The sequence below is a fragment of the Parabacteroides goldsteinii genome, from assembly GCF_020091425.1.
Lineage (GTDB): Bacteria > Bacteroidota > Bacteroidia > Bacteroidales > Tannerellaceae > Parabacteroides > Parabacteroides goldsteinii.
Genome location: NZ_CP081906.1, coordinates 2,384,857 through 2,398,144, shown reverse-complemented (window position 1 = coordinate 2,398,144; position 13,288 = coordinate 2,384,857). Strand labels below are relative to the sequence as shown.

Here is a 13,288-nt window from a genome sequence, read left to right as displayed (position 1 = left end):
GACTTGATGATGAAAAGAGCAGACAGTCAACTCCTGGTTATTTTCGGAGCATCGGGCGACCTGACAGGTCGCAAGTTGCTTCCGGCACTTTTTGAATTGTTCATTGGCGATATGTTACCCGAACATTTCGCTATATTGGGTGCGGCCCGTACGGGATACACGGACGAAGAGTTTCGTGCCGAACAGCGTAAACACATCCTGGAAGCAAGGGGAAATAAGGAAACAAACAGCGCAGAACTGGATAAATTCCTCCGGATTCTGTTCTACCTGGCATTCGATTCAACCAACTCCGCCGAATATGTAAAACTGAAAGACCGTATCCATTCGTTGCAGCAACAGGAAAATATCCCGGACAGGATTATCTATTATCTGGCCACTCCGCCGCTGATGTACGAATTGGTACCCAAGTATCTTCAGGAAAACGGCATGAATGTGGCTGATACGGAAGACGGATGGCGCCGCGTGATTGTGGAGAAGCCGTTCGGCACAAGCCTTGAGACGGCCCAGGAACTGAACAAACATCTCTGCCGTATTTTCGAAGAGGAGGAGATTTACCGTATCGACCATTATCTGGGAAAAGAGACGGTGCAGAATATCCTGGTACTCCGTTTTTCCAACGGTATTTTCGAACCACTCTGGAACCGGAATTATGTGGATTCGGTCGAGATAAGCGCCTCCGAAACGCTGGGTGTGGAGAACCGCGGCAAATATTATGACGGGGCAGGTGCCCTGCGTGATATGGTTCAGAACCACCTGATGCAATTGATGGCGTTTGCGGCGATGGAATCGCCTGCCGTGTTCGACCCGGAACCGATTCGCGATGAGATTGTGAAGGTCTTCCGTGCTATCCGTCCCTATACGATTCGTGAGATGAATGAATGGGTAGTCCGCGGTCAGTATGACGGTTATCGCGAGGAGAAGAATGTCGCACCCGATTCGAATACCGAAACGTATGTAGGCATGAAGTTCTTCATTGACAACTGGCGTTGGAGTGGTGTCCCGTTCTATTTCTTTACGGGTAAGAAGTTGCCGGAAAAGTCGTCGGAGATTGTCATCCATTTCAAATCGACACCGCATCAGCTTTTCGCCGGGCAGTGTTCGGGCAGTTCATGCAATAAGCTGGTTATCCGTATCCAGCCGGACGAAAGCATCACGCTGCGTTTCGGTCTGAAGATGCCGGGAGCCGGATTCACCGTGAAACAGGTCGGGATGGAATTCCGTTACGACTCGCTTTCAAAAACTCACCTGCCGGATGCCTACGAGCGTTTGTTGCTGGATGCCATGCTGGGCGATTCGACCCTGTATGCCCGCAGCGATGCGTTGGAGGCAAGTTGGCGTTTTATAGACCCTATCCTGCATCACTGGAAGGAAGAGGGTTCGAAGAATCTCTTCTTCTATGAGCCGGGACAGAATGGTCCGATAGAAAGAATGATGCTAGGCGCAGATTCGATGGGAGCTCCCTGCGATTCGTGCGGCTGATAATAATGAAGCATATGAAAATAGAGAATTACAAAGACAACAAAGATGCATTACGGGCATTGACTCGCCAGTTGATGGATTATATGGCCCGTAAAGAGGATGATGAACCGTTCAACCTGGCTCTGTCGGGTGGTGAAACGGCCAAACAGATGTTTGCCTTGTGGGCGGACGAATATAAAGATAAGATAGACTGGAACAACATGCGTTTCTTCTGGGTGGACGAACGCTGCGTTTCGCCGACAGATACGGAAAGTAATTTCGGTCATGCGAACAAGCTGTTGTTCGAACCGCTCCACATTCCTAGCGAACATATCCACCGCATTCATGGCGAAGGGGAACCGGGGACGGAGGCTATGCGTTATTCGCGTATCGTGAAGGAGTATCTGCCGCGTCACGGCCAGTTTCCCTATTTCGATTGTATCATCCTGGGTATAGGAGGAGATTCGCATACGGCGTCTATCTTCCCCGACAATCTTCCCTTGCTGACCGACAGCCGCAATTATGCGGTATCGCAGCATCCGGAAACGGGACAGTTCCGCATCACGATGACGGGCCCGCTAATCCTGAACGGTTCGCCGTTGCTGGTCCCTGTATTGGGCAAAGGTAAAGCGGATGCAATAGAGGAATTGAAGAAGGGGTATTCCATAACGAATGCAACGCCGGCAGCTTATATCCTGTCGTATGCGGTGGATTCGATAGTGTATACGACGCTGTAATATTTATTAAAGCATACGGATACATTGGAAAGAATGCCTTTTAAGGCACGTAAAGCTGTCTTCGACAAATTGCTAGAAGTGGCAGATGTGGCAAGTTTGAGCAGAGATGAACGTATTCAATCAATAAAGCAATCAGGCGACTCCTTACGTAGGAGCCGCCTGATTTTTTTGAACTACCTTCCGGTTATTACCCGCTTATTTCACGATTACCTTCCGGACTGTTTGGCCGGCCTGGATGATGTAGAGGCCGGGGGCCAGATTGCGGCGGTTCAGACCGGGGACAGGGCGGAAGTCGTGCAGCAGCCGTCCGTCGGCGGAGATGATGCGGACGGAAGGAACGGTATCCGTGTCGGTGCTTGTGCGGTTGGTAATGTCGAGGTCGATGCAGAGGGTACCCGGCTCCGTCCAGATGCGGAGGGCATCGGAGGGGGCGGCGATGGACTCGTTGGCGACAGGGTCGTTTTCGACGATGCCGGCGATTGAGATGGAGACGTCGCTGTGGACGGTTTTCACGATATAGGCCCCATCGCTCGTGCGGGGTGTGATCGTTTCACCGCGGTCGGTGATGACGACGGGCTGCGACTGCGAGTAGGCTTCGTCGAGGGTGAGGAAGAAGCGGAAGCTCTCCTTGGCTTCGACGGAGTACGTGCCGGCGGCGGGGTCGGTCGTGGCGCCTTCCACGGAGGGAAGGGTGACGTCGTAGTAGACCGGCGTTGGAGGCGGCGGCGGTGCCTGTGCGGTGAAGGAGGCGGTTATCCATAGGTCGGCGGCGGTCATTGTGAGTGACTGTCCGCTGACGGGTTGGGTGACGCCGTCGGGGGCTGGGCCGGAGAGGTAGGCTTTGAAGTCGTAGCCTGCCTTTGGGATGTTGGTGAGCCAGAGGGCGGTGCCGGGGACGACGGGGATACTTTCAGAGCCGTTGGTGCCGTCGGTGAGGGTCGGCGTACCGGGAGCCGGTGCCGTCGGGTTTGCCGGGTCGGCGAGGTAGACGGCCAGTGTTCCTCCTTCAGCAGGTTGGGTGACGTGGAGGAGGGGACGGTTGACAAGGTAGTCGGCTGCATCGAGGTCGGGTTGGGCGACTGAAATTACTGGGGAACTTAAAGTGCCGGAAGTTACCGTTGTAGCTGGTGCCGGCCAGGGGGTGAAGCCGTTGGGGGTACCGGAGTCGTCGAAGGTGACGAGGGCCAGTTTGGGGAGCAGCGTGGACGGGGCGGTAGGCCATGTCCAGGCGCCGGATTTCCAGCCTTCGTTGGTGGCATCGTCGCTTGCCAGGTTGTCGGCGAAGGTGTCGAGCCAGGTGTCTGCGCCGTCGAGTGAAGTGCCGTCGGGAGAGGTTACGGTTGTGGAACCGGAATCTGAACCGTTATTCAGCAACATGGCGGGGCGGGCGTAGTTGGTGTCGAGGACGGGAAGTAAGTCAGACGGAGGATCGGGCGGAAAAGAGTTGCTGGCTATCCGGTGGGCGTTGGCGCCGTTTGCTGTTACTTCGCTGTTCAGGGCGAGGCTGTGGGTTAGTTCTCCGCTGACTATATCTCCGCAAATGCCGCCGGCATATTGGTTGGTCTTGTTTGTCTTTACACTTCCGGTGGCATAGGTGTAGGAAAGGCGCCCGTAGGAACTTCCGGCAATGCCGCCTGCACAACAGGTGATATTTGCTGTTGCTTCGACATCGACTGTTGCATAGCAATGGGTGAGGGTGGCGGAGTTAGGGACGGAAAAGCTTATCAATCCGGCTATTCCTCCGGCAAAGCCTGAGAATTCAGCTGTAGCTTCCACCTTCCCGTTTCCAACTACGAAGCAATTACGGAGAAGGGTGTTATCTTCAAATCCAATTTGAAGTCCTACAATTCCTCCGGCAAAGGCATCGTTATTATTTGAAACTGCCTTTATACCATCTTCATGCAGGCGGACACCCAGGTTACAGAGCGTGCCATCTTCAACATAACCGAATAATCCGGCGTATGCAGGCGTATTATCGGACGTATTTTCTGATGAATTCTCTTTAACAACGTCCACTCTCAGTCCATCCACTGTATGTCCTTTGCCATCGAAGTGGCCTCGGAAGCTGTTGTCATCTCCTATCGGTATCCAGTTTCCTCCCTCCAGCTTAATATCATCGGAGAGGGAGAAGTAGTAGCCGGAAAAACCGCGTTTGGTGATTTCACTGGCGTTGTCAATCTTGCTTCCATCGCTAAACTCCAATACATAGCCTCCCGCATTTACCTGTTGTGCCAGATACGCCAGTTCGGCGGCATCTTTGATAAGGATAGGGGTGTTTGGGGAGGAACCGTCGCCGGGTTGGGAGGCGCCGGAAGGAGTGGCGTTTTCAATGGAAGTGACAGCATTGTCGGCCCAGGGGGAGTGATAAAGGAAGTCGTCCGCCTGGCGGGGTGTTTGCCCGGCTATCAGGGAGCTGGAATAGCTGCCGTCGGGGTTGCTTTTTTTCAGGCATGGGAGTTTGCCGTCCGCCCATTCCCAGGCTGTTGCCCATTCGTTGTTATCGGAAGGCTCTTTTAGCAGGTCTTCCTTGAATTTGTCGGTCCAGGTGTCGGCGCCGTCGAAGTCTCTATCATCGTTCTTGGTAGGTTGACCGTTTAGCATCATGCGGGGGGTGGAGTAGTTGGAGGTAGAGGTGGAGGCTAATCCTGCTATACGATAGAATAAGATATGGCCTTTTTCGTCGGTCGTAATTTCCTTGTTCAAGGCCAGGCAGTTTATTATTGAGCCACCTGTACTTCTTCCTGTAATGCCGCCTATAAAACACGAACCGCTACATTTTATTTCCCCAGTGGCATAAGTATAGGAAATGGTAGGGCCTCCTTCTCCGACAATGCCGCCGATACGAGCCGCTCTATTGTTTGTTACTTCTACATTGACGGTAGCGTAACAATGGGTTATTTCTACATTCGCTTTTCCTGCTATTCCTCCGATACAGGCAAAGTCACCTTCGCCTCTGATTGTACCGTTCCCTTCTGCTTCCACGTAACAGTTGTGGATATTGGTATATGATGCGTATATACATCCTGCCAGTCCTCCGGCATAAATATCGCTTTGGCTTGAGAATATCTCTATCCCTTCCGGAGCCAGCCATATACCCAGGTTGCAGAACGTACCGTTTAGAACGTAGCCGAACAATCCGGCATATACATCGGCATCCGTTTCATTGTGAATACTTATTTTCAAACCTTTTATGACATGCCCGTCGCCATTGAAATTTCCCATGAATGGGGAGTCTTCATTCCCTATCGGCGTCCAGTTTTGCCTTTTCAGGTCGATGTCGTCGGAGAGGGCGAAGTGGTAGCCGGCGAAGCCTTTGAGGTTATCATCGGCGGTGTTGTCGATGCTTTTGCCATAGAGGAGCTGTAGGATTTGACCGCCGTTGTTGACCTGACGGGCGAGGTAGGCCAGTTCGACGGCATTGCGGATGCGGATGGGAGTTGCAGCGGTTGAGCCGTCGCCGCCACCCAGGTTTTCGATGGAAGACGCCGGGTCGGGTTGGACGGAAAGGAAGTCAACGGTGGCGAGTGAGGGCTGTCCGGCAAGCAGGTTGTCGGCGGAGGAGCCTTCGGGGTAAGTGTCGTCGGGGTTGAGCCGTTTTAGCTGGGGGAGCAAGGCAGGTTGGCCGGACGGGGTGTCGGGCCAAATCCAGGCTGTTGTCCATTCGTTAACGTCCGATGGTGATACCGGGATGTTTTGGAGGTCGTTCCTGAATTGGTCTGCCCAGGTGTTTGCACCGTCGAGGCTGGAAGGATCGTCGGTGAAGGGTTGGTTCTTCAGCGACATGGAGGGGCAGGCATAGTTGAAGGAGGAACCGGGAGACGTCTCGTCGTTGAGATTGGAGCCAGCTATCCGGTGGGAGTCGGAGCCGCCGGATACTGTCACTTCGCTGTTCAGGGCGAGGTTATGGGTTAGTTCTCCGCCTTCTCTTCTTCCGCAAATGCCGCCGGCAGATTGTTCAGTGGCGTTGTTGGTTTTCACGCTTCCGGTGGCGTAGGTGTAGGAAAGGATACTATTGGATCTACCGACGATGCCACCTGCATAGCACTGGTTTTCTGTTGTTGCTTCCACATCGACTGTGGAATAACAATGGGTCAGGAGGGCGGAATGAGAGTCGGAACTCTTAATCGACCCAGCTATTGCTCCTACTGTCCCCTGGTATCCTGCTGTTATCTCCACTTTTCCGTCTCCAACCACGAAGCAATTGCGGAGAGAAGCACCAATGTTTAATCCTAGTAGATACCCGACAATTCCGCCTGCGAAGATATTATCTTTAGGGTATGATGAAGCAACCTTTATCCCGTCTTCATGCAAGCGGACACCCAGATTGCAAATCGTGCCGTCATTAACGCAGCCGAATAATCCGATATAGCCATCAATCTGATCTATTCTCAGTCCGTCGACAGTATGCCCTTTGCCATCGAAGTGGCCGCAGAAGATATGCATATGTCCTATCGGAGTCCAGAGTCCTCCATCCAGTTTGATATCGTCGGAGAGAGCGAAATAATAACCGGAGAAACCTTGTTTATAGGAATCGGCTTCGTTGTCGATCTTATTTCCGTTTTTAACTTCCAATACATAGCCTCCCGTATTCACTTGTTGTGCCAGATACGCCAGTTCGGCGGCCTTTTTGATGAAGATAGGTTTATCGGCTGTGTCGCCGGAATTGCCGGCGGCATTTTCGATTTTGTCGGCTATTTCGCCGTTCCACCCTTCACCGGCTGGAGCGGCGTGTGTTATGAAGGGGGTTACCGCCATAATAACAAAAAACAACCCGGCGAGTAAACGGCGGGTTGCCAGGGAGCGTAGTTCTGTTGTATTCATACGTATAAATGATTAATGTAGTATTTTCGATGGTTTATAACCTCGGGAGCGTTTGGTCCGGTAACCGGACCTTCCCGGGTCTTGGTGTCGGACCTTCCCGAGTCCGGGTGCCGGACCTTATAAGGTCCGACCTCCGGACTTTTACGGGGAGGGAGGATGGAGGGGCGGTCACTCTATTTCGGGACGGTCACTTCCGCCCGAACCTACCTGAAGCAGATAGGGAAAGCGGCTACGGCGTACTTCTTTCAATATTTTTGTGCTCTGCCCGCCGTATTGTGTCGCTATCTCCAGATAGTAGTTGCCGTTGGGCAGTGCGGGGATGATGAAGGCAAAGTTTGACGGCTCGTTGCGCGAGATGGCTGTCTCGGGTACGGCTACGACCTTTGTTTCGTCGGTAGCGTCGATGAAGAAGAAGCCTACTTCCTTGCCTTCGCTGCCGGCGATTTTTACGCGGTTGCCTTTGCCGTTGAGCGTGTTGCCGGGCGTGAGCTTCGCGTTGGTCGTCTTGGTGAACACGTCGTAGAGGGTCGTGACGGTCGGCATTCCTTCGTTGGTGCCGTTGATAATCACGTCGATCATGTCGAGCTCAGGACGGAGTCCTATCAACGGGATGCAGCGCATAACCACGCGGTTGACGGCGGGATCGAAACCGGCGCCTGGGCCGATCACGGCGCCTTCGACTCCCAGGGAGTTGTTGGCGAAACCGAATTCGACGGTAGCACCTGAGTATACTTCTTCCTTCGCCTGCTTTTCGATATCCTTGTAAGCGGTCAGCAGCTCGGAAGCTGAAAATTTGCTGCCTGCTTTGGCGGCAAGGCTGCACAGGCCGTCGATAGAGCGTCGGCCCACATAAGTGATGTTGATGGTGGAGTCGTCTTCGCGCTCGGTCAATTTGTTATCGACCAGTGTGCCGATGATGCTTCTCCGTTTAGGTTCGTCTTTTGCCATGTTTATTGGGTATTTTAGTTCATGAAGAACTCTAGCATTCCTATTGATAATGAACCGTTTTGCAGAGAATTTCTGTTGAATAACATCAGTTTTTCCTTTTGTAGCATCCCCTTGTGAAACCCTCTCCGGTACCTCGTTGGTACCAAAACAGAACGGTGTTAGGGGACGCAAACGACGCAGAAGGCGCAGACGCTCGCAGACTTTTTAATAATCAATCTTTCTCTGCATGCATCTGCGTTCTTTGCGTCGTTTGCGTCCCCTAATAGATATTTATTCTTATCTCCCCCTAAAAAACAAGCCATCGTATGTTGCGCACCCCGAAATAATCCTTATATTTGCCCACATTATAAACGTAGTTCTTCATGAACTATGTCGCTCTGATTCCACCGGTTACAAAGGGACCTGTGATAAATAAGCCGTTTATTTCTCAGAAATTGCTTTCCTTTTTCAACCTTTTGCGCGGCAGTCTTGTTAGAATAATGTACTAACAAATAAAATCAAAGGTTATGACAAAGATAATGCGAACATTGTGGGACGAGAGTGCCGAACTGACCGACGAGGCGATGGCTTCGGATGCCTCTGTCCTGTCTGATAGCTATACATCGGGCGACGTGAAAGACGTCACGGAAACCATTGAAGGCGGAAACCAGGAGGCAGACGACTTCAATGAAAAGAATGATGTCCCCTAAAAAAAATTCCGGGAAAAGTCGCGCACAGGAGCCTGTCAGTCTTCAGACCAGACACATGTACCCCCTTTTACAACGCATGTATGACCCTTTACACGAAGATGTGCGGCTCTGACTTTTCCCGGATTTTGTTCTTTACGCCCTTTCTCTCTTTTCCGTTTAAAAGCTGATTCGTACATTTCACTTCCCATTCTGTCAGCTTCATTCTTTTCTTATAGGTTACTTCTTTTGCAGCCGCTAGCTTTGTAATGTTATTTTAAATTACAAAGTGATGTTTAAAGCCATAGTACATTTTTCGATTCACAAAAAGCTGTTCGTCGGATTGACGACCCTGTTCCTGCTAATCGGAGGGATTTATGCCATGCTGACGTTGCCTATCGACGCTGTCCCCGATATTACGAACAACCAGGTGCAGATTGTGACCGTCTCGCCGACGCTTGCCCCGCAGGAGGTGGAGCAGTTGATTACTTTCCCGATAGAGATTGCCATGAGTAATATTATGAATGTGGAAGAGATACGCTCCGTGTCGCGTTTCGGGTTGTCGCTCGTGACGGTGGTGTTCAAGGAGAGTGTCCCGACACTGGATGCGCGGCAGCTGATCAATGAACAGATACAAACCGTTGCCGGAGAGATTCCCGCCGAACTGGGCATGCCGGAACTGATGCCGATAACGACCGGGCTGGGCGAAATCTACCAGTATGTGCTGAAGGTCGCCCCCGGCTATGAGGACCGCTACGATGCCATGGAGCTACGCACGATTCAGGACTGGATTGTGAAGCGGCAGCTTTCGGGTATTCCGGGGATTGTGGAGATTAACAGTTTCGGCGGCTACCTGAAACAATACGAGGTGGCGGTCGACCCGGATGCCCTCTATTCGCTGAACATTACCATCGGCGACGTCTATTCCGCCCTGAGCAGCAACAACCAGAATACCGGCGGAAGTTATATCGAGAAGGTGAACCGTGCTTACTATATCCGTTCGGAAGGTATGATAAGCGATGCGAAAGACATCGAACGCATCGTGATTACGAACCGCGGAGGCATCCCTATACATATCAGCGACGTCGGCACGGTGCGCTTCGGTGCGCCGAAACGTTTCGGTGCGATGACCAAAGACGGCGAAGGCGAATGTGTGGGCGGCATTGCCATGATGCTGAAAGGGGCGAACGCCAATGTGGTGACGAAGGAGCTGGAAGCCCGCGTGGAGAAAGTGCAGAAAATGCTTCCCGAAGGCGTCAGTGTCGAACCTTACCTGAACCGTTCAGAGCTGGTGAACCGGAATATCTCGACCGTGGTGCGCAACCTGATTGAAGGGGCACTGATAGTCTTCCTGGTGTTGATCGTCTTTCTGGGGAATGTACGTGCCGGGTTGATTGTCGCTTCGGTTATTCCGTTGGCGATGCTGTTCGGTTTCATCCTGATGCGTGTCTTCGGCGTGTCGGCCAACCTGATGAGCCTGGGGGCGATCGACTTCGGTATCGTGGTGGACGGCTCGATTGTTATCCTTGAAGGGATACTGGCGCATATCTATACGAAACGGCTTGCCGGGAGGACGCTCACGCAGGCTGAACTGGACCGGGAAGTGGAAGCCGGGGCGAGCGGCGTGGTGCGCAGTGCGACCTTTGCCGTCCTGATTATCCTGATTGTGTTCTTTCCCATCCTGACGCTGACGGGGATTGAAGGCAAATATTTTACGCCGATGGCGAAGACGCTGGTCTTCTGTATTATCGGTGCGCTGATTCTCTCGCTTACCTATGTGCCGATGATGGCTTCGCTCTTCCTGAAACGGACCATCTCTGCAAAGCCGACCTTTGCCGACCGTTTCTTCGATAAGCTGAATGTGTTTTATAAACGCGGCCTGCGTTTCTGCCTGCATCATGCCTGGGCGACGGTCGGTTCCGCTTTTGCGTTGCTGGCGGCTTCGTTGCTGCTGTTTATCCGGTTGGGCGCGGAGTTTATCCCGACGCTCGATGAAGGCGACTTTGCGATGCAGATGACGCTTCCCGCCGGAAGTTCGCTGACGCAGAGTATCGAACTTTCCAGTCGGGCGCAGAAGACGCTGATGAAGCAGTTCCCCGAAATCAAACATGTCGTTGCCAAGATAGGGACGGCGGAGGTGCCTACCGACCCGATGGCGGTGGAGGATGCCGACGTGATGATTATCATGAAGCCGTTCAAGGAATGGACGTCGGCCTCCAGCCGTGCCGAGATGGTGGAGAAGATGAAGAAGGCACTGGAGACGGTCGAGGGGGCGGAGTTCAATTTCAGCCAGCCGATACAACTCCGGTTCAACGAGTTGATGACGGGTGCCAAGGCGGACATCGCCATCAAGCTGTATGGCGAAGACATGGAGGAACTCTACACCCGGGCGAAAGAGGCGGCAACCTATGTGGAGCAGGTGCCCGGTGCCGCCGACGTGATTGTGGAGCAGGCGATGGGACTTCCGCAACTGGTGGTCAGGTACAATCGCGGCAAGATTGCCCGTTACGGTATGAATATAGAGGAACTGAATACGATTATCCGCACGGCCTATGCCGGGGAGGCGGCTGGCGTGATTTTTGAGAACGAACGGCGCTTCGACCTTGTGTTGCGGCTGGATAACGATAAAGTGTCGGACCTTAACCTCGACAAGTTGTTTGTCCGCACGGCGGAGGGTATCCAGATACCTGTCAGCGAGGTGGCGAGTATCGAGCTGGTGAACGGTCCTTTGCAGATAAACCGGGATGCGACCAAACGCCGTATCGTGATTGGGGTGAATGTGCGCGATGCCGATATCCAGCAGGTCGTTTCGCAGATACAGGACACGCTGGAGAAGAATATCAAGCTGAAGCCCGGCTATTATTTCGAATACGGCGGGCAGTTCGAGAACCTGCAAAATGCCATCAATACCTTGCTGGTCGTGATTCCTGTTGCGCTGGCGTTGATTTTGCTGCTGCTGTTCTTCGCTTTCAAGAGCGTGACTTATACGCTGGTGGTCTTTTCGACCGTGCCCTTGTCGTTGATAGGGGGGATTGTGGCGCTTTGGCTGCGTGGGTTGCCTTTCAGTATTTCTGCCGGGGTCGGCTTTATTGCCTTGTTCGGGGTGGCGGTGCTGAATGGTATCCTGATGATTAATCATTTCAATGACTTACGTAAAAGAAACAGATATACTATGAGTACGAACCGGATTATTGCCCGGGGATGCCCGCATTTGTTGCGTCCGGTATTCCTGACGGGGCTGGTGGCTTCGCTGGGATTCGTCCCGATGGCGATTGCCAGGTCGGCAGGAGCGGAGGTGCAACGTCCGCTGGCGACTGTCGTGATTGGCGGGTTGATTGTTTCGACCGTCCTTACTCTGCTGATTATTCCGGTCTTCTACCGGATGGTTAATTCGTTCCCGCTGATGTGGAAGAAGTTCAGGAAAAGGAGGGGGACGAAGGTTACCACCCTGGTTCTGCTGCTGGCTGTCCTGTCGCCGGCGGCATGGGCGGAGGGGGTAGCGGTTCCCGACGCAATCCCGGCAACCGTTACGCTGGACGAGGCCCTTGCCCTTGCCATGAAGAACCATCCCCGTTTGAAGACGGCCTCGGCGGCGATAGACCGCTCGCGGGCTGCTAGGGGAGAGGCCTGGGACCCGGGAGCGACTTCCTTCTCCTATTCCTGGGGGCAAATCAATGGCGAGACACGCAGTGACAACCAGCTGGAAGTCACCCAGTCGCTGGGCAACCTTTTGACTCCTTTCTATAAAAACGCCCTGGTCAGCAAGCAGGTGGCGACGGGCGAATATTATCGCGACATGGTACGCAAAGAGATAACGGCGGAGGTGAAACGTGCCTGGGCTTATTATCAGTATGCGGCAAACCTTTGTTCCCTTTACCGCGAAGAGAGCGAGCTGGCAGTCCGTTTGCAGGAGGCGGGAAAACTCCGTTACGAGCAGGGCGATATCACTTTGCTGGAACGCAATATGGCAACGACGCTGGCAGCCGACCTGCGTACCCGGCTGATGCAGGCGGAAGAAGAGCTTCAACTGGCAGTCCGCCGTTTCACCTGGGCGTGTTATGCCGACAGTCCGGTCGTTCCGGCCGACAGTACGCTGGCGTTGCTTCCGGGTGTGACCGGAGAGGCGGCGCCGTCGGAAGCGCATCAGAATTATTTCCGGAGCCTGGCAGACGAGAAGAAGGCACTGTTGAATGTGGAGCGCAGCCGTTTCTTCCCGGAACTTTCGGTCGGTTATATCCGCCAGAAGATTTCACCGCTGAACGGGTTGAATTCGTGGATGGTCGGTGTTTCCTTCCCGCTCCTGTTCTTTCCGCAGCAAAGCCGTTCGAAGCAGGCGAGGATAGATGCCGGTATTGCCCGGACGGAAGCGGAAGCGAGTGCCCGCCAGCTGAACAACAAGGTCGATGAGTTGCAAGCCATGCTTCGCCAACAGGGAGAAAATATCCGTTATTATACGACCGGTGCGCTCCCGGAAGCGGATGCCCTGCTGAAGAGTGCGCAGATACAATTCAAGGAGAGCGAAACGGATATTATGCAGTTCGTCCAGAGCCTGAACAGTGCCCGCGAGATAAGGAGGGGATATATTGAAGCGGTCTATAATTACAATGTCTCTGCACTGGAATTGGAATTGTATACTCGGTAAGAAAAAGACAAGCTGTC

At 53.2% G+C, this 13,288-nt stretch carries 6 protein-coding genes and 1 pseudogene; 5 read left to right on the top strand and 2 right to left on the bottom strand.

Going from position 1 to position 13,288, the window contains the following annotated elements; translation table 11 throughout:
• Nucleotides 1–9 precede the first annotated feature (9 nt).
• The 3 genes and pseudogenes from zwf to K6V26_RS28775 form a co-directional block, all read left to right on the top strand.
• A complete protein-coding gene (gene zwf, locus K6V26_RS11060) occupies nt 10–1,479 on the top strand; it encodes a glucose-6-phosphate dehydrogenase (RefSeq protein ID WP_044246351.1) in 1,470 nt (489 codons plus the stop codon).
• A 14-nt stretch (nt 1,480–1,493) separates the two neighbouring features.
• Nucleotides 1,494–2,195 (top strand): 6-phosphogluconolactonase, encoded by a 702-nt coding sequence (gene pgl / locus K6V26_RS11055; protein WP_122328977.1) that lies wholly within the window; start codon nt 1,494–1,496, stop codon nt 2,193–2,195.
• Nucleotides 2,196–2,315: pseudogene (locus K6V26_RS28775) on the top strand (Rpn family recombination-promoting nuclease/putative transposase); the annotation flags it as partial.
• A gap of 75 nt (nt 2,316–2,390) precedes the next feature.
• Here the strand turns inward: K6V26_RS28775 and K6V26_RS11045 are convergent.
• Together K6V26_RS11045 and K6V26_RS11040 are read right to left on the bottom strand one after the other, a co-directional pair.
• Nucleotides 2,391–7,016: a T9SS type A sorting domain-containing protein gene (locus tag K6V26_RS11045; protein WP_224265352.1), complete on the bottom strand. Its 4,626-nt coding sequence runs from the start codon at nt 7,014–7,016 to the stop codon at nt 2,391–2,393.
• A 168-nt stretch (nt 7,017–7,184) separates the two neighbouring features.
• The gene (locus tag K6V26_RS11040; protein ID WP_224265351.1) at nt 7,185–7,964 is read right to left on the bottom strand and encodes a DUF4469 domain-containing protein; all 780 of its coding nucleotides are present in this window, start codon (nt 7,962–7,964) and stop codon (nt 7,185–7,187) included.
• 506 nt (nt 7,965–8,470) lie between these two features.
• Between K6V26_RS11040 and K6V26_RS11035 the strand changes: the two genes are divergently transcribed.
• Nucleotides 8,471–8,653 (top strand): hypothetical protein, encoded by a 183-nt coding sequence (locus tag K6V26_RS11035; RefSeq protein WP_007657173.1) that lies wholly within the window; start codon nt 8,471–8,473, stop codon nt 8,651–8,653.
• Nucleotides 8,654–8,921: 268 nt separating this feature from the next.
• Nucleotides 8,922–13,271: a CusA/CzcA family heavy metal efflux RND transporter gene (locus K6V26_RS11030; protein ID WP_224265350.1), complete on the top strand. Its 4,350-nt coding sequence runs from the start codon at nt 8,922–8,924 to the stop codon at nt 13,269–13,271.
• Nucleotides 13,272–13,288 lie beyond the last annotated feature (17 nt).

Bases quoted from the DNA above. Each gene is read 5' to 3' on its own strand.
- pgl (WP_122328977.1), top strand. From the start codon at position 1,494: ATGAAAATAGAGAATTACAAAGACAACAAAGATGCATTACGGGCATTG.
- K6V26_RS11040 (WP_224265351.1), bottom strand. From the start codon at position 7,964: ATGGCAAAAGACGAACCTAAACGGAGAAGCATCATCGGCACACTGGTC.
- zwf (WP_044246351.1), top strand. From the start codon at position 10: ATGAAAAGAGCAGACAGTCAACTCCTGGTTATTTTCGGAGCATCGGGC.
- K6V26_RS11030 (WP_224265350.1), top strand. From the start codon at position 8,922: ATGTTTAAAGCCATAGTACATTTTTCGATTCACAAAAAGCTGTTCGTC.
- K6V26_RS11045 (WP_224265352.1), bottom strand. From the start codon at position 7,016: ATGAATACAACAGAACTACGCTCCCTGGCAACCCGCCGTTTACTCGCC.
- K6V26_RS11035 (WP_007657173.1), top strand. From the start codon at position 8,471: ATGACAAAGATAATGCGAACATTGTGGGACGAGAGTGCCGAACTGACC.